Origin of the sequence: Cyclobacterium sp. SYSU L10401 (assembly GCF_010993705.1) — a bacterium.
GTDB lineage: Bacteria > Bacteroidota > Bacteroidia > Cytophagales > Cyclobacteriaceae > Cyclobacterium.
The window spans coordinates 1-19,390 of record NZ_WOFO01000004.1; the positions used below are offsets into that span (position 1 = coordinate 1).

16 protein-coding genes and 1 tRNA gene are annotated in these 19,390 nt (G+C 45.7%); 6 read left to right on the forward strand and 11 right to left on the reverse strand.

What is annotated here, in order from left to right:
- The first annotated feature begins 41 nt into the window (after positions 1 to 41).
- Positions 42 to 115 (forward strand) — tRNA-Asp (locus GL182_RS10875).
- A gap of 150 nt (positions 116 to 265) precedes the next feature.
- On the opposite strand, the gene GL182_RS10880 is transcribed toward GL182_RS10875, so the two are convergent.
- The 3 genes from GL182_RS10880 to GL182_RS10890 all read right to left on the reverse strand — a co-directional run bounded on the left by GL182_RS10880 (position 266) and on the right by GL182_RS10890 (position 1,553).
- The gene (locus GL182_RS10880; protein WP_163379717.1) at positions 266 to 859 is read right to left on the reverse strand and encodes a dihydrofolate reductase family protein; all 594 of its coding nucleotides are present in this window, start codon (positions 857 to 859) and stop codon (positions 266 to 268) included.
- Positions 860 to 925: 66 nt separating this feature from the next.
- A complete protein-coding gene (locus tag GL182_RS10885) occupies positions 926 to 1,159 on the reverse strand; it encodes a hypothetical protein (protein ID WP_163379718.1) in 234 nt (77 codons plus the stop codon).
- A 31-nt stretch (positions 1,160 to 1,190) separates the two neighbouring features.
- Positions 1,191 to 1,553, reverse strand: coding sequence for a DoxX family membrane protein (locus GL182_RS10890; RefSeq protein WP_240469783.1), 363 nt, complete (start codon positions 1,551 to 1,553; stop codon positions 1,191 to 1,193).
- Positions 1,554 to 2,130: 577 nt separating this feature from the next.
- On the opposite strand from GL182_RS10890, the gene GL182_RS10895 reads away from it, so the two are divergent.
- Positions 2,131 to 3,117 (forward strand): GlxA family transcriptional regulator, encoded by a 987-nt coding sequence (locus GL182_RS10895; RefSeq protein WP_163379720.1) that lies wholly within the window; start codon positions 2,131 to 2,133, stop codon positions 3,115 to 3,117.
- A gap of 344 nt (positions 3,118 to 3,461) precedes the next feature.
- Here the strand turns inward: GL182_RS10895 and GL182_RS10900 are convergent, their stop codons facing one another.
- A complete protein-coding gene (locus GL182_RS10900; RefSeq protein ID WP_163379721.1) occupies positions 3,462 to 4,664 on the reverse strand; it encodes a DUF4221 family protein in 1,203 nt (400 codons plus the stop codon).
- Positions 4,665 to 5,037: 373 nt separating this feature from the next.
- On the opposite strand from GL182_RS10900, the gene tnpA reads away from it, so the two are divergent.
- The gene (tnpA, locus tag GL182_RS10905) at positions 5,038 to 5,487 is read left to right on the forward strand and encodes an IS200/IS605 family transposase (protein ID WP_163379722.1); all 450 of its coding nucleotides are present in this window, start codon (positions 5,038 to 5,040) and stop codon (positions 5,485 to 5,487) included.
- 366 nt (positions 5,488 to 5,853) lie between these two features.
- Here tnpA and GL182_RS10910 read toward each other — a convergent pair whose 3' ends face one another.
- From GL182_RS10910 to GL182_RS10920, 3 genes are read right to left on the reverse strand one after another with little or no spacing between them, the layout of a single operon-like run.
- Positions 5,854 to 6,090 carry a hypothetical protein gene (locus tag GL182_RS10910; RefSeq protein WP_163379723.1) on the reverse strand — a complete coding sequence of 79 codons (237 nt, stop codon included), beginning with the start codon at positions 6,088 to 6,090 and terminating at the stop codon, positions 5,854 to 5,856.
- The gene (locus tag GL182_RS10915; RefSeq protein ID WP_163379724.1) at positions 6,087 to 7,853 is read right to left on the reverse strand and encodes an arylsulfatase; all 1,767 of its coding nucleotides are present in this window, start codon (positions 7,851 to 7,853) and stop codon (positions 6,087 to 6,089) included. The genes GL182_RS10910 and GL182_RS10915 overlap by 4 nt, the downstream gene beginning before the upstream one ends.
- Positions 7,854 to 7,895: 42 nt before the next feature.
- Entirely contained in the window at positions 7,896 to 9,350 is a 1,455-nt protein-coding gene (locus GL182_RS10920) for a sulfatase (RefSeq protein WP_163379725.1), read from the reverse strand.
- Positions 9,351 to 9,491: 141 nt separating this feature from the next.
- On the opposite strand from GL182_RS10920, the gene GL182_RS10925 reads away from it, so the two are divergent.
- From GL182_RS10925 to GL182_RS10935, 3 genes are all read left to right on the forward strand, one after another.
- On the forward strand, positions 9,492 to 9,761 hold the full coding sequence (locus tag GL182_RS10925; RefSeq protein ID WP_163379726.1) for a hypothetical protein: 270 nt from the start codon (positions 9,492 to 9,494) through the stop codon (positions 9,759 to 9,761).
- A gap of 135 nt (positions 9,762 to 9,896) precedes the next feature.
- The gene (locus GL182_RS10930) at positions 9,897 to 11,267 is read left to right on the forward strand and encodes a sulfatase-like hydrolase/transferase (RefSeq protein WP_163379727.1); all 1,371 of its coding nucleotides are present in this window, start codon (positions 9,897 to 9,899) and stop codon (positions 11,265 to 11,267) included.
- A 249-nt stretch (positions 11,268 to 11,516) separates the two neighbouring features.
- On the forward strand, positions 11,517 to 12,356 hold the full coding sequence (locus GL182_RS10935; protein WP_163379728.1) for a CPBP family intramembrane glutamic endopeptidase: 840 nt from the start codon (positions 11,517 to 11,519) through the stop codon (positions 12,354 to 12,356).
- 38 nt (positions 12,357 to 12,394) lie between these two features.
- Here the strand turns inward: GL182_RS10935 and GL182_RS10940 are convergent, their stop codons facing one another.
- From GL182_RS10940 to GL182_RS10955, 4 genes are all read right to left on the reverse strand, one after another.
- Entirely contained in the window at positions 12,395 to 13,798 is a 1,404-nt protein-coding gene (locus tag GL182_RS10940; RefSeq protein ID WP_163379729.1) for a sulfatase, read from the reverse strand.
- Positions 13,799 to 13,813: 15 nt separating this feature from the next.
- Entirely contained in the window at positions 13,814 to 15,205 is a 1,392-nt protein-coding gene (locus tag GL182_RS10945; RefSeq protein WP_163379730.1) for a Gfo/Idh/MocA family protein, read from the reverse strand.
- 167 nt (positions 15,206 to 15,372) lie between these two features.
- A complete protein-coding gene (locus GL182_RS10950; protein WP_163379731.1) occupies positions 15,373 to 17,700 on the reverse strand; it encodes a PSD1 and planctomycete cytochrome C domain-containing protein in 2,328 nt (775 codons plus the stop codon).
- A 145-nt stretch (positions 17,701 to 17,845) separates the two neighbouring features.
- Positions 17,846 to 19,375, reverse strand: coding sequence for an arylsulfatase (locus tag GL182_RS10955; RefSeq protein ID WP_163379732.1), 1,530 nt, complete (start codon positions 19,373 to 19,375; stop codon positions 17,846 to 17,848).
- Positions 19,376 to 19,390: the final 15 nt, after the last annotated feature.

Here is a 19,390-nt window from a genome sequence, read left to right on the forward strand (position 1 = left end):
GTCGGGAAGGTCGCCGGTTCGAGTTATAGAATAAAAATATTGGAGTGGTAGTTCAGCTGGTTAGAATGCCTGCCTGTCACGCAGGAGGTCGCGGGTTCGAGTCCCGTCCATTCCGCTCAAAAGCCTGGGGTTTCCCGGGCTTTTTTGCTTTAACCCCTTCCCTAACTCAATCACAGCTGGGTAGATTGTCCCGACGCGTCGGGAAGGTCGCAGCTCATTTTAATCAATTTAATGTCTACGAGCACTCCCTACCAATGCTGAAGACCTATGCTCCCACCGTTCCCGTTTCCACTTCACCAACTCGCTTGTAATTGACAATAATCACGCCGCTGGGTGTCACTGTACTTTCTGTTAATGTAAATGCAGCTGGGATCGAACCTTTGTCAAATAACTTTTTACCTTTCCCTAGTGTCAAGGGGTGAATTTTGAGCCAGAATTCGTCCACCAGGTCATGTTCAAGCAATAGTTGAATAAGCTCACCGCTGCCGTGTACTTGAATATCAGATCCTTCAGTAGTTTTAAGCTGTTTGATGTCCTCCACGCTATGGAGGAAAGTCGAGTTTTGCCAAACCGACTTCTGCAGGGTCGTGGATACCACGTATTTTGTTACGTCATTGATACCCGGCCATTGATCGCTCCGCTCCGGCCAGTAAGACGCAAAAATTTCAAATGTTTTTCTGCCCAGAAGAAGATCTGCGGGACTCATCTGCTTTTCCATGACCCTGGCGTAGGTTTCATCAAAAAAAGGTGCCATCCAACCGCCATATTTAAAACTGCCTGAGGTATCTTCCTCCGGACCGCCGGGTGCTTGCATGATGCCATCTAATGTAACAAATGATAGCACAATTATTTTTCTCATAACAACTTAATTAATACCAATATCGCCCACATTTAAATCAGAGTGATTGCCCTACTTCTTGGTCTCTTAATGATTTTCCATTTCATCAGGCAACACTTCTGCCTGGTACCCTGTCCGTTCCAGCACTTCAATAATACATACGGCATCGGGTTGCGTTCCGGTACATTCCACCCGGAGGATATTATCACAATCCTCCAGGTCAAAGTTGGCTTTGTAAGCAGGAAAATGCCCGTGAATTATATCGACCAACGATTTGGCATTTTTTGGATTGTTTACGTTGGTTTTAAAGACTTCTACCATTTGGTGTTTTTAGGATAAGTTCTCGTGAAGCTCATGATTTCACCATCGGAAAGTATCTTTTACGGTTTTCAATGATTAGCCAAAGCAAGATCCCAAACAACACAAGCGGCACCGCCAATCCTGAAGGAGCCACCACCAGATGATGGACGATAATTCCTACCATAACCGGGAAAATGACAATAGCCCCGAGTGCTCGCGTCTTCCCCGGTATAAAGAGAAGCCCTCCCAGGATCTCTACTAACGCCACCAGTGGGTTCACCCACCCTATGCTGTTGAAAGCTTCCATGGTTTTTAGGACCTTTTCAGGCAGGTCATCCGGGATAGGCATGTAATAGAAAAACTTGTTGAGCCCTGAATTGATGAATATTAATCCGAAAAGTAGACTAATGATCATTAGAATTTTATTTTTCATATACCCAGTAGTCGTTACGTTTCAACCTTTTATTTGGGCGCAAAGGCGCCTCGTCAATAGACGTTGTTTAAGAAATAGTGCTACTTGCTTTAAAACGCACTGGCAAGCCAAATTTTTCCCGTGCCTATCAACGGACTAGCCTCCAAACCGAGAGTATTTCCACAAATTTTCTGGCTTTTCCGCTTTATTCATTAGATAAGCTGCCTTATGCTTCGGTTTTGTTTACGTTTGTCCTTCATTATAATTTACCATCCACATCACCCCAAATTTATCGATAAAGCAACCGAAGTAGTCACCCCAAAACTGCTTTTCAAGTGCCGTTTCCATTTCTCCACCCTCGGAAAGAGCATTGAAAAGGAGATCGGCTTCTTTTACCTACTGGTCAAACCAAAGACAGGAAGTGAGTTTTTGTTCGCTCATTCTATGTTTTTTTAATAGATAATAACAAATTATTTTTACATTCCTTCTATACAAAAATAGGCTTTCTACTTTAGAATTATAGCGTGTAAAAACGACAAAGAAAAGGGATGAATGCGACAGAATATAGTAATTTTGCACCATGAAACATGTTTCAATCTTACTCCTGCATCATGTAAATCTGGCGGGAATGGAGAATGCACGTCAGGGTTTCCTTGAGGCCAATACTTACCTGAAGCAGCAAGGTCAATCACCCATGTTTGACGTGGAGATTGTGGGCCAGGACTGTAAAGTCAGGTTAAATCGTGGTCTTTACACCATTGAAGCCGACCGGTTAGTGAATGAAGTCCAGGAGACAGATATGATTCTCATCCCACCAGTTCAAAAGCTTTTAACTGCGGAAGCTATAAAAAAGAACCAGGGATTTTGCCCGTGGATCAGGGATAAGCGCGACAAGGGTGCACAGGTGGCCAGTTTATGCCTTGGGGCCTTTATACTGGGATCCACCGGCTTACTAAATGGCAAGAGTTGTGTAACTCATTGGCGGGCCGCTGCTGATTTTCAAAAGCTGTTCCCCGAAATCAATGTGGTTCCGGACAAAATACTCACGGATGAAGATGGTATTTATACCGGTGGTGGTGCCTTTTCATCAGCCAACCTGATTTTATATTTAATTGAAAAACATGTAGGAAAAGAGGCCGCAATCTATTGCTCCAAAATCTTCCAGATTGATATGGGTAGGAACACTCAGTCACCTTTCATCATTTTTACGGGCCAGAAAGATCATGGAGATGAGCAAATAAAACAAGTTCAGGATTTCATCGAGTCTCACTACCAGGATAAAATGACGGTAGAAGGATTGTGCGAACGATTCAACCTGGTCCGCAGGACGATGGAACGAAGATTTAAGAAGGCTACAACCAACACCGTGGTCGAATACATTCAACGGGTAAAGGTTGAAGGAGCAAAGCGTGCGTTAGAAAACGGCCACAAAACAGTCTATGAGATCATGTTTGATGTAGGGTATACGGATACCAAAGCTTTTCGGAATGTATTTAGAAAATATTCCGGTATGTCACCTGCCGATTACCGCACGAAGCATGTTCGGGTTGGAACGGCACCATTGTAGATTTGGTTCATCATCCGGAATTTGTGATTCGTTAAGCAAAGGCTGCGAGCCTTCCCTGGTAACTTTGATTATTTTATTGTTAACGTGGATAACGGTAACTTCATGGTAACCTCAGTTGAAGACCTAGCAGAGCCATTGAAGAATCAACGTTTCAAAAAACTTATAAAGGTGGGGCACTATCACCGGAATATCCAATGGAGTGCCATTTTTGCCTTCTACCTTGTACACCTTACAGAATTCCATCTCCTTGGTGATCCAGGAAACCATCATACCTTACTTTCCGGAACTTTTTCCAGCATTGCAACAAAACAAGCCTTCTAAACAACAGGGTGAAATTTCTCGACTTACAGATCAAAGAGCAAAAATCCAAGGTCATCTGAGAAGTTCTGACATACCCAAAGCTTCCCGTCTTTGGCAAAGTATTTGTACCCCGCACCAGGTACCTCTTCAAGTTCCACCTCCGATACGAGATTAAATTCGGGATCCAGCACCGACAAAAACACCCTGGTCTTCGTAGTTGCCGCAGTTTCATCAGATCCGGATTCATCTCCGAATATCCGCTGTGCGGACAATCGGAAATAGCGCCGGTTTACTTTGTCCCATACCGGGGCTTCAAAACTGACTTGTTCCATAAGCATGCGACTTTCGTGTCGGACTTGTTCCCGAGTGCCAGATAAAAGCTCCGGTTCTTTTGCTCTGGCAGGCGTCAATTTTGGTTCGTAATCAACTACTTTTACAAGCTCACCCTCTGGATTAAAGAGGAATATTTCATTGGAATATAGGTGGCTTAGATAAATATAATGCTCCTCAGCATGGAGAAATACCCATGGGGGACGATAGTTGTTGCCAGCTTTCAAGAAATAATTTGAAAAAGAAAGTTTGGTATCTACATCGATATTTTTTACCAATTTCTTTTCAACTGAAAGAACGCCCAAAAAAGCTGTCGTATTTGAGAAGTCCAGATTGGTTCCCATCACCCGCCAATCTTTGGTGTCTACTACTACTTCCGATCTCGGCGGTACAGCACCAAATGGATCTCCTATCGAATCCTTTGCAGTTAGCCAATTGATCTTTTGAATTACATGCCCGCTTGTATCAATCACCGAGGAGAATGGCACTGATTTTAGAAACAATAGGTTATCCTTCAAACACTGCAAACCAAAGACATACTGTCCTACCCCATTGGGTCCCTCTGCTTCTAATGGAAAGGTTTTGACGAAGTCTTTTGTATCGAGGTTGATTTCGTCAATGGAATGATCATGGTGATTATACAGGAAAAAGGATCTTTCATCATCATCCAGGTCTGAAACCTTCATGTACCCCGACACATCCAATAATCGCTCTTTTGAGGCAATGAAAACTGTATCTACCGTGTATGCTGTTATCTGCCTACCTTGTTCGGAACCCTCCTCCCGACAAGAAAAGGATGTGTAGAGTAGTATTGAAAACAGTAAATATTTCCAACATTGGAATTCCGGTATTCTGGTCAACTGACTTTTATATGGTATTTTAATAAGCTCCAAACTAAATGGTTTCAACTTTCGCATTTCTCCGGTGTTTAAGTGATTTCTATTTCAATTGCTCTTCGATTTAAAGTTATGCAACTTGAAAGCCCTTCATTTCTTTTTGTATCCTCGGACAGATCAACATATTAGCGTTCATACATTTTCATCTAAAATATACGGAATTTTTATAAAACTACACCTGTAGTAGTATTAAAAAATAAGTTGAACCCCTTTTATACCTCAGAAACCAGCCCCTGTTCGACTCCGAAGCCTGAAGGGCTTCAACAACAATAACCCCGGGCGAAACCCGGGGTATACGAGCCAATCTATCCTTCCAGCAACCCCGGAGTGGGTTGAACATTTCGAAAAAGAATTATATTTCGTAACTTTCTTTAAACGCTAACTCCTTAACCTAATGCGCAGTTACAAACAAATACTCTACCATTCAGTATTAGGAACTAAAAACAGAAACGCAACAATCCCCAATACGCACTGCGAAGAACTATACCGCTACATTGGGGGTATAGTTAAAAATAAAGGCTGTACGCTTTACCAGATAAACGGGATCGAAGATCATATTCATCTCTTAACTGATCTACACCCCACCCTGTCACTATCCGATTTCATTAAAGACATAAAAGTTGCAAGCAGCTTATGGATGAAGGAACACACGAGTTTTTCCCAGTGGAATGCGTGGGGAAAGGGATACGGTGCATTTACTTGTACCTACAGAGAAAAAGACCGTATTACTTCCTATATCAAAAGGCAGAAAGAACATCACAAAAAGGAATCCTTTTTGGAGGAATACAAACGATTGCTGAAAGAAAATGGTATTGAATTCGACGAGCGTTATCTTTTCCTATAATTAATGTTCAACCCCTTTCGGGGTTGGAGGTACTTTTTTGTTAGCTTTTTTCCGTGGGCTGCACCCACGGTTATTGTTGTTCAGGCCCTTCAGGCCTGCCTTTACTGAGAAAAGCTTCAACAGTCTTATTTGGCATCTACTAAAATTACTGTTCATTTGGTCCAATCATATTTTAATGTAGTACCAAATTACCTCCCCAGAAACATGCTCCTATTCGACTCCGAAGCCTGAAGGGCTTCAACAACAATAACCCCGGGCGAAACCCGGGGTATACGGGCCTGATTCATCCTGCATACAACCCCGGAGTGGGTTGAACAAGGTACTGCAAACCAACTGTCCTATCCAGAGATAAGCTCTCCTATGCCATCAGCTTCGAAATGGTGGTGTACCAGCAAGAATATTTGATCTTAAAAAGGCATCTACATCAGATTCAACCCCTTTCGGGGTTGGAGGCACTTTTTTGTTAGCTTTCCGTGGGCTGCACTCACGGTTATTGTTGTTCAGGCCATTCAGGCCAGGATTTTCCGATAAACCCTCGAAAATAGAGAAGGTTATTGAAAGAATAGTTGCCAAAATTGTTAAATCTGGGCTTTTGGATATCATGGACCAGTAATTTTTTCCAGCTCCACCCACAACGGAAAAATACTCCGGCCTTCCGTCACATAGTGGGGAATCAGGTCTACTTCCATTTCCGGCAAATAAACATCCTCCATATTGATTTCGTCTGTGGGAAGGTCTTCATATTGCTCCTGCAGGATGACAGAATTCGTTTCCAGTACCATTCTACCCTGGGTCTCCAGGGGTTTGATAAATTTGAAGCGGATATTGTACCTGCCTTCCAGGGTTTTGACCTTCCACATCCCGAATACCTCTTCCTGGGTCCAGATGCCCCGTTCCCCTCCGGCATCGTTACGGTTGAGAAATACCGGATTCTCATGTTCACTGCCAATAATCATTCGCTGGGCCTGGTTGAGTTGAGGAGATTGGGTCAGTTCAGCCATCATTTCATCCATCTCTGCTTTCAGGGACCTCGCCAGGGGGATATTTTCGTGAACCATGTTATGCTGTTCGTAAGGATCTTCCTTCACATTGAAAAGATCAAAGGCCTCCACCGGCGCATCATGATCGGTGTGCCCGACCAATTTAAAATCCCCTTTATGCAAAGCCACATTATTATACAATTCAGGATACCGCCTGGTCCAGTAAAAAAACAGGGACCGATTTTCAAATTCATCCGCTGCTTCTCCCCTAAGCAAGGCATGAAAACTCTTCCCGTCTATTTTCCGGTTCTCGGGAAGGGGGGCAGCACATATTTCTGCCAGCGTAGGCAATACATCGATATGGGCAAGGGTAGTGGAAACATCCTTGTTTCCCGGCAATCGATCCGGAAGGCGAAGAAAAAAAGGCACCCTGACTCCACCCCTAAACACGCTTCCTTTTCTGCCCCGCATGCCGGCCAGGTACCTGGGCTGCTGGGGCCCGTTATCGGTCATAAAAACCACCAGCGTATTGTCGGCTATATCCAGTTCCTCCAACTTTTCCAGCAATTTCCCTACATTATCGTCAATATTGGAAACCATGGCATACACCTTCCGCGCATCTTCCTTGTCCTTTTCGCTCATTTCAGGAAACGGCCTTTCATCTGCCTCAAATCCGGAAGCCGGGTCAATGTCCTTGTACATATTGTAGTATTCCTCTGGTACCTGCAGCGGGGTATGCGGGGCATTGAAAGAAAGGTAGAGGAAGAAAGGGTTGTCCCGGTTATTTTCCAAAAAAGAGATGGCTTCACTGGTGTAAATATCTGAGCAATACCCTTCGTAGGCTTTTTGTTGGCCATTGTACCAGAGTACTGGATCAAAATAGCTGCTGTCCCCTTTGAAATAAGTGGTGAAATCACCCGGCTGCCCCATGCCACCGGAAAGGTGGATCAGGGACTCATCAAAGCCCTGGTCTGCGGGCCTGAACGGGTAATTGTCCCCTAAATGCCACTTCCCAAAAATACCCGTACTATAGCCGACTTCTTTCAACATCTCAGCAATGGTCACTTCGGCTGTCGCCATGATGGCTCCTCCATTATAGGTATCCCGCATTCCGGTACGCAGGGAAAACCTACCTGTCATCAGGCTGGATCGGGTTGGGGCACAGACAGGGGACACATAAAATTGATTCAACCGTATGCTCTCCCTGGCAAATTGATCCAGGTGAGGTGTTTGCAGGTGAGGGTTGCCATGAATACCCAGATCGCCGTAACCCTGATCGTCTGTTATGATGAGGATCACATTGGGCCGATCCTCCTGAAAGGCATTGCTACAGCGGGGGGAGAATAACAGCATCGAGCCTAAAGTAACATAGCAAAGAAGTTTCATCGTTTCAATTTTTTGGTAAGAAGGAATTCTATAGACAAAAACTTATTTTTCCAGCTGGTTTTCAACTGGAACGATTCCGGCTTTGTGCCTTGCCAGCACTTCCCTGATGGCAGCAATTACTTCCGGATGATCGGATGCAATGTTAAACCTTTCGCCTGGGTCTATATTCACATTATACAATAAGGGCTCTTCCAGCACCGTCGGTCCATTTTCCAGTGGTACGGCCGGATTGGTCACCGGATGGGCGGTTGGGTTGCCATATTCCAACTGGGTAATAAAGTGGGCTTTGTAATCTCCCAGGCGGACGGCATAGACTTGCTGGCCCCGGTAATAAAATACCGTCTCCCTTTCTCCATTACCTGTTCCCATCAGCAAAGGGCTGATGTCATAGCCGTCATATACCCGATCTTCAGGAAGACTTGTCCCGGACAATGCACAAAAGGTGGGCAATAAGTCCATGGTGGTACCCATATCCGCCACCACTGCAGGTTTAATTTTCCCCGGCCACCAAAAAATGGTGGGTTCCCGCATGCCTCCTTCAAAGGTCCCTCCTTTCGCTCCCCTCAGTAAACCTGCGGTACCACCATGGGTTTTGAATGTATGCCAGGGGCCATTGTCGGAGGTAAACACCACCAGGGTGTTTTCGGCAATACCTTCCTGCCTCAAAGTCTCCAGGATTTGCCCTACCGACCAGTCGATTTCTTCAATCACATCGCCATAAATACCACCAATAGAGGCATCCTTAAAGGCTTCTGAACGAAACAAGGGAATATGGGGAAGGGAGTGGGCCAGGTAAATGAAAAAAGGGCCCTTATCCTTCATGTTTTGAATTTTTCCCACTACCTCTTCGGTATAGCGTTTGGTAATGGTCCGCTGATCTGCAGGCCTTTCCACCTCTTCCTTATCCCTTAGCAAGGGGACATTATAAGCCTGATACCTTTCCGTTTCCGCCAGGGTAAAATGATCGGTTTTCTCTACCTTGTCCATGTCATTGGAATAGGGTATTCCGAAATAGCTATCGAATCCATGATCGGTGGGAAGATAGGGAGACTGATGCCCCAGGTGCCATTTGCCTACTGCTGCGGTTTGATACCCGCTTTCCTTCAGGGCCCTCGCTATGGTAATTTCACTTTGGGGTAGTCCGCCATTGGAGTCGGGAAACAATACCCTTCTCTTATCGCTACTCATTCCCGACCGGATCGGAAGTCTTCCCGTAAGCAAACCTGCCCGGCTGGGCGTACATACCGGAGCGGCAACATAGAAATTGGTCCATTTTTGTCCTTCAAACGCCATCCTGTCCAGGTGAGGAGTTTGATTGCTGGGATGACCAAATACCCCCAGGTCTCCATAACCCAGGTCATCCGCAAAGATGACGATGATATTTGGCGGATCGGCTTTGGGCTTTCCCTTTTCGGCAAGGATCTGGCCTGGCAAAGTGACCATTCCACTTAGTAGCAAACAAATAAGGGCGATTGATTTTGGGTTATTTTTTCTCATGGATATTTTAGATTAAACAACAATTTTTAGCTTATTATTGATGAAAACCTGGCGGATGAACCAATTGGTTTGAAGAATGCCTTTATTTCCCGAATGTCCGGATCAATTACATTTTGTAAATTGGGAAAAAATCAGTTTAAAATGAAATCATTTTTACTAAAGATTGGGTGCTTATGTGGTTTGTTTATTTGCTGCTTTCAGGGAATGGCGCTGCAAAGTTACCAAAATGATGAAACTCCTTTTTTTCACACCGAGAAATTGTTCAATGGAAGAGGTGGCCGGAGCATGGTGGCCGCAATAGATGGCAGTATGCTGACTTTCAATGGTGGGGGCATCCGGAAAAGTACGGATGGGGGCATTTCATGGGAAAGTGCTTATGATATTGGTGAAGCTGCAAAAGGGGTACTATAGAAAATGATCGGGAAATTAAGGTCAGGACAACACACCCAGAATAATCTGTGAAAATCTGCAGCCATCTGTGGTGAATCCATTGCCAGTTTAACCATTCTTATGTAAATTGAAAGTATCCATGACAATAAACCCAACATGATGTATTTAAAACTGCTTTTGATACAAATATTACTTCTTTTGGGAGCTTCCTTTTTTTGGACTGATGCCAAAATAGAAAAAAAAGAAAGCCTCCCTGACAAACCCAATATCCTGTTTATCCTACCGGATGACCTGGGTTGGGCGGATGTGGGGTACCATGGCTCTGATATCAAAACACCCAATATTGACAGACTGGCCAGGACCGGGAAAATTCTAAGTCAGCATTACGTCATGCCCACCTGTACGCCTACCCGCGTCAGCCTGATGACAGGCAAGTATCCCAGCCGGTACGGGGTACTGGCGCCGGCCTATGGGGAGGTCATTGACCTGGGAGATCCTACAATCGCTTCCGTACTGGCAGAAAACGGGTATTATACCGCCATTGCCGGAAAGTGGCACATGGGATCGCCGCCTTATACCCCTTTAAAATATGGGTTTCAATCCTCCTACGGTTACTTTGATGGACAGATTGATCCTTATACCCATGAATATAAGACAGAAACCGAACTGACAGAACGCAGGTCCTGGCACCGCAATGATGAATACCTGGATGAAAGTGGCACCCATGTGACCGATTTGATTACAGCCGAAGCCATACGCATCATCGAGGAGGACAGGGACCAACCCTTTTTCCTCTATGTGACCCACCATGTACCCCATTATCCCCTTTCCGAACCAGAGGAATACCATGCCTTGTACAGGGACGAGGTAATGATGCATCCATCCCGCCGACTGTTTGCCGCATCGGTCAGCCACCTGGATGAAAGCATAGGTCAGATCATCGATGCCCTGGAACGTACCGGCAAAAGAGAGAATACCCTGATCGTATTTGTTAGTGACAATGGTGGACAGCAAAGCTGGCAAAGTAATACCGAATACGAAGGAAGGTATGCCGATAAGCCACACCTGGTTTTGGGGAATAATTATCCTTTACGGGGTTGGAAAGGAAGTTTACATGAGGGAGGCATAAGGGTACCGGGATTTGTCAATTGGCCGGGTCATTTGGAGCCTGGAATCGTTGATCATCCCATCCATATATCCGATTGGCTGCCTACTTTGAATAAGCTGATCGGAAATGAAAATGAAAAAATTGACGGTCTGGATGGAAGAAATGTTTGGCCGCAAATCGCAGCCAACCAGGCCCCTGAAAATCCAAGGCGCATGTATTGGAAGATCCGAAATACCCTGGCCGTTAGGGAGGGGGACTGGAAGCTGCTTTTGCACGACAATGATGAAGTGGAACTTTATAACCTGAAGGAGGATTTCAGGGAAACCCGCAACCTGAAAGCCCGGCACCCTGAAAAAGTAGCAGAATTGATGAAAATGATGCAGGATTTTCAGGCAGATGACCGGGATGCTGTGCGATAAACTGAATCAAGGTACTCCAAGAAAGCATTCTTGCCTCTTCATAAAAAAAGGAATCAAAGCCTGGCTACTGACCATGGTTCATACTGTTTTGCCCTTACGTGCTTCCCACATTCTCTCCCAAAATCCGGGGAAATAGACGTTTTCTATCCATCGTTTGTATATTTTTGAAGGAAAAAAATCTGAAAAATGGCGAGACAATCGTCCAAAAAAATTGGGGAGTTTTCCTTTATCTATCTCATATAACCTAAAATGAAGCACGCTAAAACCATCCGTAACTTAATAATTTTCGGTCTGATTGCCCTCAGTATTGGCTGGGCAGGAGTGGGTATAGATCGCATTGTTCCAGAGCAAGAAGGGGAGGAAAGCCTCGGAATGGCCATATGGCTGATCACCCCATTAATTGCGGTAGTTGTCCTGCGGACTTTTGGGGGAGATGGCTGGAAGGATGCCGGGCTCAAGCCCAATTTTAAAAATAACTATAGGTGGTATGGTATCGCCTTGCTCATTTTTCCCTTTGTGACCAGTATTACTTTGATAGTGGGAAAGCTGACAGGATGGACCGATTTTTCAGCTTTTGAGGTGAAAGACTATTTTTCAGTCCTACTGGGACTGTTTTTGGTCAATATTATAAAGAATTTTTTTGAGGAGACGGTTTGGAGGGGCTACCTTACCGCCAGGCTCATCTATCTCAGGCCAAATGATCTGACCATTTACCTGATTGCGGGACTGGTTTGGGGGTTATGGCATGCGCCTTACTACCTCCATTTTTTACCAGATGAATCCATCAACGCAGTGCTGCCTGTAAACCGGTACCTGTTTACAATTATTGCCGTTTTGAACATGCTGGTATGGACAGTGATGTTTACAGAAATTTTCAGAATAACTCAATCCATTTGGCCTGTGATTTTGCTTCATGCCGTGGAAGATGCCCTGATCAACCATTTGGTCATTGATGGCCATATTCAAATTGCATCCCAAAAGGAAATCTGGATTTCACCCATAATCGGCATCCTACCAGCGGCACTTTATTTATTTATTGGCTTATGGCTAAGGAAACAGCGGTTAAAAATTGCTTCTACCCACCATTAATACATGTGTATAAATCCACCTCTTCCTAAAGCAAATGCTTAGTTACTGAATTTGGCATCCAGGCGTTGTTTCAATTTATTTTGGGTGTCCATATAATCCGGATTCCCGGCCAGGTTGACGTATTCATTGGGATCGGTTTGATGGTCATAAAGCTGCATTCCTTTTTTGCCCCCATCCCACTCAATGTATCGCCAGCGTTCTGTCCTTATGGCTCTCCCCATATAAGGTCCCTTTCTCCTCACCTGTGTGAATCCCCCATGGTCCCAGGTCTCATCTGGGTTTTTCAATAGCGCTGAAAGATCACGACCCTGTAAATATTCAGGGGCATCTAAGCCACACAACGCTGCCAAAGTAGGATAAAGGTCTACCAATTCTACCACGCGCTCACAAACCTTGCCATTTCCCTCCATATCCGGTGCCGCAATCATCAGGGGAACCCGTGCCGATTCCTCAAAAAGACTTTGCTTTTTCCATTGACCATGCTCGGAAAGGTGGTACCCGTGGTCACTCCAAAACACCACAATGGTATTTTCTGCAAGCCCCAAATCTTCCAGGGCATCCAATAGTTTACCTACCTGCGCATCCATGAAAGTGGCGGAAGCATAATACGCCCTGATCACTTGCTTGCGTTGATGCTCCTCCAGCCCCCAATACAGGGGATTGGTCCAAAAGGCGGCCTGTGGAATCTCTTTGAAATGATCCTCCGGCTCGTCCGGAAGGACAATACTTTCCAAAGGATACATATCAAAGTACTTCTTCGGGGCGATATAAGGGCAATGAGGTCGAAAAAATCCTGCTCCGATAAAAAAAGGCTTGTCTTTATTTTCTACCATTAACCTGATGGCCTCATCGGCGACCATCCCGTCTGTTTGTTCTGCATCAGTACCTTCTGCTTCTAGCCAACTTAAAGAACTTCCCAACCCTCTGTTTGGGGTGAGGTTGATAATTTTGTCTTCTTCCCATTTATCCCTGCCAATTGGATTGATGACCTGGTTCCAGGATTTTGCATCATCCAAACCATTCGTGCCAATGTCCCCGGGGACCCCATAATGGTAAATCTTTCCAACCCTTGCAGAAAAATATCCATTTTCCATGAAAAGTTCGGGTAATGTCGTGACTGTGGGAATAATGTCTCTAAAATCTGTTTTAAGATCAAATACCTGAGTTGTGTCTGGTCGAAGTCCCGTCATTATCGAAACCCTACTTTGGCTACATTGAGGGTATTGACAATAGGCCTTATTGAACTGAATTCCCATTTTTGCCAACCGATCCAGGTTAGGGGTTTTTACCAAATCATGCCCATAGCTACTGATACCATTATTGAGATCATCCGACGCGATAAACAGGATATTCATTTCTTTGGTATTCCTGCTTTCCTGTGCCAACAAGGAACCATTCATCCAACATAGAATCAAAATGGATAAAATTTCTCTTAAGAACATAGGGGTAAAATTTATTCAGGAATTGAATTTTTTTGCATCAAATCCATTCACTTGCCAGCCTTTTCTGTAATCCCTTGATAAATATTGATTAGCGGCGTCCTGGTTTAGTATTTTCATGTTACTGGCATCCCAATTCAATACTTCATTGGGTTGCCTGATGGCCACAGTGCCCAAAATTACGGTTTCAGACATGGGGCCGGAAATGGCAAAATGACTTTCCGTATTGGTTTTTCCTAAACAGGCATCCACAAAGTGATGGTAATGATCCCTTTCTTCCAATTTGGGCGGGGCAACATGCGCAAATTGTGCTTCGGGTAACAAAACAGGCATTTGGGTATGGGGGATCAATAGCGCTCCTTCCGTACCAATCAGCATGGCCGATTCTGCCGGGTAGTCTTCTACGGAAAACAATGCCCTCACTTCCTCCGGAGGGTAAAATTCTCCATCAAACCACTCTACTTTTAACTCACCGGCTGCAGTCATTTTATTACCCGGAAATACCCAGGTGATGTGGTTGCTTTGAGGCCAGGTATCTGCTCTTCGGGCAGGAGAATTTTCCCAGGAATCTTGCACTTTGGCTACTACAGATTTGGGAGCCTTCAATTCCAAACCTTTCCAGACCGCATCCAGTATGTGGCAGCCTATATCACCGGACCAACCTGTGCCAAAATCCTGCCAGGCCCTCCATTTGGAAGGATGGTAAATGGTAGGCGCATAGGGCCTCATCGGCGCTGTGCCAATAAACAAATCCCAGTGCACATGGGCAGGCGGATTTTCACCCCGATCAGGTCTGGGACCTTCAAATCGGTAAGCCTCTGTGGCGCCGGGCCTGTTGGAGCAGAGGTACACCTGTTTGATTTTACCGATATGTCCCTCCTTGATCCATTGTACGGCCGTTCGGTCTCCTTTGCCCGAAGCATGCTGGGTGCCCAGCTGGCTGACAATCCCTGCTTCTTCGGCAGCGGCGGTAAGTGTTCTGATTTCCGCCACATCATGACACATGGGTTTTTGGCAGTAGACATGCTTGCCCAGCTGGATGGATTGATAGGCAATCGCAAAGTGGTTGTGGTCAGGAACGCTCACATTGATGGAATCGAAATTACCTGCCTCTACCTCCAGCAGTTCTCTCCAATCTGTATATTTTTTTGCATTGGGGACAGCTTCTGCTGCCCTGTTCAAATGATTCTCATCCACATCACAAATGGCCACAATCTCCACTTCCGGATGAGCCTTAAAGCGGTTTAAATCATGCCACCCCATTCCCCCTACACCGATGCAAACATGCCTGAGTGGGATTCTTTTACTTTTTCCCAGGCTGGCATGGCTTAACAAAAGCGGTTGGGCCAGTGCTGCCGTAGCTGTGGTGATTAAAAATTTACGCCTGGAAACGGAATTTTCTTTTTTCATGCTTGAGTTATTTTGGGTTGGTTTAAATTAACAAATACGCATCCCCGCATAGAGAATTTACCTGCTATTTTTAAAAATGAAAACGGTCACATTTATGTTAAATTAAAAATACCGAATCATTTTCTAACGTCTTCTTTGACCCTTAATTTTCGCTGTTAATTCTTTCTTCAGGTTTTTGTGATGGCCTCTTCCAGGTTATATAATGCTACTATTACCTGCATTAATGCTGCTGATTCGCGGGCTTCCTGCTCCTTTTGCAAGGGGAATTCCCCGATTTGTACTGACTGCTTTGCAGCCAGGGGGCTTTCATCAAAACGGGCGCGCTCCTCCTCATAAAATGCCAATATTACCTCCTTTTCTTCGTCCCTTGGGAAGCGGGACAATATCCTTAGAAAAGCTTCTTCTATGGCCTGCTCAGGGTTGTCATGTGCCGTACTCAATCTTTCGGCCAATACCCGGGAGGCTTCCAAAACCAAAGGGTCATTGAGCATGACCAGGGCCTGCAAGGGGGTATTGGTCCTGTTTCTCCCCACCTGACAAATGTCCCGGTTGCTGCCATCGAAAATCAGTTGGGATGGAGGAGGCAAGGTCAACTTGATGAAGGTATAAATACCCCTCCTGTACAGTTTATCGCCTTTATCCTGCCGGTAAACATTCAATTCTCCCCTGCCCGAACTGGATGCTTCCCATAAGCCAGCCGGCTGATAGGGTTTTACGCTCGGGCCTCCTATTTCAGGAACCAACAAGCCGCTACTTGAAAGCACAAAGTCCCGGATGAGTTCGGCATGCAAACGAAGCCTGGGAAACCGGGCCAAATAGGTGTTTTCTGGATCCATTTCCAGGTGCCTGGCTTTCACTTCAGCAGACTGCCTGTAGGTAGCCGAGCTAACGATCAAGCGAATAAGCCTTTTGATATCCCAACCATGCTCCCGGAAATCTACTGCCAGCCAATCCAAAAGCTCCGGGTGCGTAGGTAATTTCCCCTGCATCCCAAAATCTCCCGCAGAAGGTACCAGCCCGCTGCCAAATATTTCCTGCCAGATCAGGTTAACAAAAACACGGGAAGTAAGGGGGTGGTCATCCGTAAACGCCCACTTTGCCAGACCCAACCGGTTTTTAGGCAATTCCGGGTCAAAGGGCTTGATCACCTCAGGTGTTGCTGCCAACAATGGCTCACCTGAAGGAGCATCGTACAATCCCCTTTCCAAAACACGGGTAGGCCGGATAGAGTCCTGCAGATCGGCCATGATAGAAACGGCCACCCTGCTGGTATCAGGATGGTTGACGAAGGACAGGATGCTTTCGGTATCTGCTTCCTCCACCCAAATCAGGGGAGTTTTAGCCCTTACCGGAGAACCTGCCCCACCTTCAAATCCTTTCTCCGGTGTATTGTTAAAAAAGGCATAGAGTGAAAAATAATCCTCTTGAGAAACCGGATCATATTTATGGTCATGACACTGGGCACATTCCATGGTAATACCAAGACTTACCTTGCTAAAGGTGTTGGTCTTATCCAGCACGTATTCTACGCGGTATTCTTCATCTATCACCCCTTCTTCCTCGGTAATTTTATGGTTGCGGTTAAAGGCGGTAGCGAGCAGCTGCTCCTTACTCGGGTTCGGCAGCAGGTCGCCGGCCAATTGCCAGGTCAGAAATTGATCGTAGGGCATGTTTTGGTTAAAAGCATGAATGACCCAGTCCCGATAGGGCCATTGCGTCCGGATATTGTCGTTCTGGTAGCCGAAGGAATCTGCATACCTGGAAATATCCAGCCAAAGCAATGCCATCCGCTCTCCAAATGCAGGCTTTGCCAAATAATGGGCAATCATTTCCTCCCAGCTTCGCTCATTGTTCAAAAAACCTTTAACTTCTTCCATTTCCGGCGGCAGGCCTGTAAGATCCAGGCTCAGGCGTTTCAGCAGATGTGCTTTTTCCGCTTCCGGGTTGGGCGACAGGCCATTGGCTTTCATTTTTGCCAAGGTAAAACGGTCAATGGGATGGTCAGACCAACCCTTCATTTCATTTTTGGGGAGCTCCTGTTTCTCAGGGGGAACAAAGGCCCAGTGTTTTTCGTATTTTGCTCCCTGGTCGATCCATTTTTTGATCAGGTTTTTGTCATGTGCTGTAATTGTTAGATTGGATTCCGGAGGGGGCATCATTTGTCCGGGATCGGTTGAAAAAATCCGCTGAATCAACATGGATTGCTTTGGGTCTCCGGGAATAACGGCATGCTTTCCCGGATTTTCTTTTAGCGCAGCATAAGCGCCCTCCTCGTTATCCAAACGTAAACCTGCCTCTCTCTTGTTGGCATCCGGGCCATGGCAGGCAAAACAGTTGTCGGATAATATGGGACGTATATGGAAGTTGTAACTGACTACATCCGGGATCTCAGCACTGTTTTTAGCCCCTCCTTCATTACAGCTGTATAATAGAATACTTGCCAATATGGGGGCCACCAGGCCTGCCAACAGGTATTGATACACTTTTAAATGCATGAGTACATTTGGTTAATAAGCTGCTTAAGATACCAAATATCCTTTAAATTCCCAATGCAGAAATCGATTAGCGGGGAATTGCAGGAAAAAATAAAATATTCCGGAGACCATACGCTTTATCCAGAGGCTCTCAGGGTTGCTTTTACTATGGTTCTTCTCCCAAAGCTGCAAACCGCCAGCGAGGATTAGAGGCAGGAACATGGGCTTCAGAAACGATTTCTTCCACTTTCCTGATGATCTCCGGATGATCGGCAGCCAGATCATTAGTTTCCAAAAGATCACTGCTCAGGTCAAATAGTTGCCATTCCGATTCCTCCTCCTGCATGTTTAGCCTCATGGCTTTCCAGTTTCCCATCCTGACCGCCATCTGACCACCATAGGAAGGAAATTCCCAATACAAGTATTCATGCTCCTTTTGATCCTCTCCAAGTAAGGTAGGCAGGAAGCTGACACCATCTGAATCGTAAGTTTCCGCCACTCCGGCAATTTCAGCCAAGGTAGGCATCACATCGTAAAATACCGAAACATGATCACTTTGGGTTCCTTTCTCAATTTCTGCCGGCCAGGATGCAATCATGGGTACCCTGATTCCCCCCTCATAAAGGAAACCCTTTCCATAGCCTCTTTCCTCCCTGAATGGTCCTCCACTATTAAACCAGGGTGAATCCGTACCTCCATTAAAGGTGGGCCCGTTATCGGAGGTGAAAATAATCAGGGTATTGTCATAAATACCCTGATCTTTGAGCTGCTGTACCAATTGCCCCACCTGCTCATCGAGGTAGCTGACCATGGCCGCATAGGTGGCCCTTGGATAGCGGGCCGGAAAATAAGATCTCTCACCCAGATAAGGCTCTTCTTCTCCAAACTTTTCGACATAATAATCGATCCATTTAACTGGTGCCTGTAGGGGAACATGCGGAATAGGTGTTGCCCAATACAGGAAAAAGGGATGAACAGTCTCTTCTTTTACAAATTGCTGAATGCGGGTAAACATCTCTTCTGGTGCATAATCGCTCAGAAAGTAATCTGAATAGCTTTCTTCTGCATAGGGGTCAGCTCCTTCTACCAGTCGGGTATTGGGAGGAACGGTATCGTTATCCAAATACACCCGCCGGTCATTTTCCCAAAGATGAACGGGGTACAAGGTATGGGCTTGTCGTTGGCAATTGTAGCCAAAAAAATAATCAAAACCCTGCTTATTCGGTACACCAACTGTATGAGGAGCACCCAATCCCCATTTACCAACAATGGCCGTCGTATACCCCGCTCCCTGCAGGAGCGTACCCAATGTAGTGGTTCCTTCCCTTATGGGTCGTTGCCCTTCCAGAGTGGAGTCGGCCAGCATGGCCATATAATCCCATACGTCTCCCCTATCTCCCCATTCATCGTTCCCTCTGACCTGTGCCCTGCCACTGTGCTGGCCTGTCAGTAAAACAGCCCTGGCCGGCGCACATACCGGAGAACCGGAATAGTATTGGGTAAATAACATACCGGAGGCAGCCAATGCATCGATATGAGGCGTCTCGATCTTTTCCTGCCCGTAGCAACCCAGATCCCCATAACCCAGATCATCTGCCAGAATGTAGATGATATTGGGTGGGGTCTGCACTTCCTGCTTTTCTGCAGTACATGAAATGGCCAGAAAAGCAATCAACAAAATAATCCTGAAGGTCATGGAGTTACAATTATT

Bases quoted from the DNA above. Each gene is read 5' to 3' on its own strand.
- GL182_RS10910 (WP_163379723.1), bottom strand. From the start codon at position 6,090: ATGATATCCAAAAGCCCAGATTTAACAATTTTGGCAACTATTCTTTCA.
- GL182_RS10955 (WP_163379732.1), bottom strand. From the start codon at position 19,375: ATGACCTTCAGGATTATTTTGTTGATTGCTTTTCTGGCCATTTCATGT.
- GL182_RS10915 (WP_163379724.1), bottom strand. From the start codon at position 7,853: ATGAAACTTCTTTGCTATGTTACTTTAGGCTCGATGCTGTTATTCTCC.
- GL182_RS10900 (WP_163379721.1), bottom strand. From the start codon at position 4,664: ATGCGAAAGTTGAAACCATTTAGTTTGGAGCTTATTAAAATACCATAT.
- GL182_RS10895 (WP_163379720.1), top strand. From the start codon at position 2,131: ATGAAACATGTTTCAATCTTACTCCTGCATCATGTAAATCTGGCGGGA.
- GL182_RS10925 (WP_163379726.1), top strand. From the start codon at position 9,492: ATGAAATCATTTTTACTAAAGATTGGGTGCTTATGTGGTTTGTTTATT.
- GL182_RS10950 (WP_163379731.1), bottom strand. From the start codon at position 17,700: ATGCATTTAAAAGTGTATCAATACCTGTTGGCAGGCCTGGTGGCCCCC.
- GL182_RS10945 (WP_163379730.1), bottom strand. From the start codon at position 15,205: ATGAAAAAAGAAAATTCCGTTTCCAGGCGTAAATTTTTAATCACCACA.
- GL182_RS10935 (WP_163379728.1), top strand. From the start codon at position 11,517: ATGAAGCACGCTAAAACCATCCGTAACTTAATAATTTTCGGTCTGATT.
- GL182_RS10920 (WP_163379725.1), bottom strand. From the start codon at position 9,350: ATGAGAAAAAATAACCCAAAATCAATCGCCCTTATTTGTTTGCTACTA.
- GL182_RS10890 (WP_240469783.1), bottom strand. From the start codon at position 1,553: ATGATCATTAGTCTACTTTTCGGATTAATATTCATCAATTCAGGGCTC.
- GL182_RS10880 (WP_163379717.1), bottom strand. From the start codon at position 859: ATGAGAAAAATAATTGTGCTATCATTTGTTACATTAGATGGCATCATG.
- tnpA (WP_163379722.1), top strand. From the start codon at position 5,038: ATGCGCAGTTACAAACAAATACTCTACCATTCAGTATTAGGAACTAAA.
- GL182_RS10940 (WP_163379729.1), bottom strand. From the start codon at position 13,798: ATGTTCTTAAGAGAAATTTTATCCATTTTGATTCTATGTTGGATGAAT.
- GL182_RS10930 (WP_163379727.1), top strand. From the start codon at position 9,897: ATGATGTATTTAAAACTGCTTTTGATACAAATATTACTTCTTTTGGGA.
- GL182_RS10885 (WP_163379718.1), bottom strand. From the start codon at position 1,159: ATGGTAGAAGTCTTTAAAACCAACGTAAACAATCCAAAAAATGCCAAA.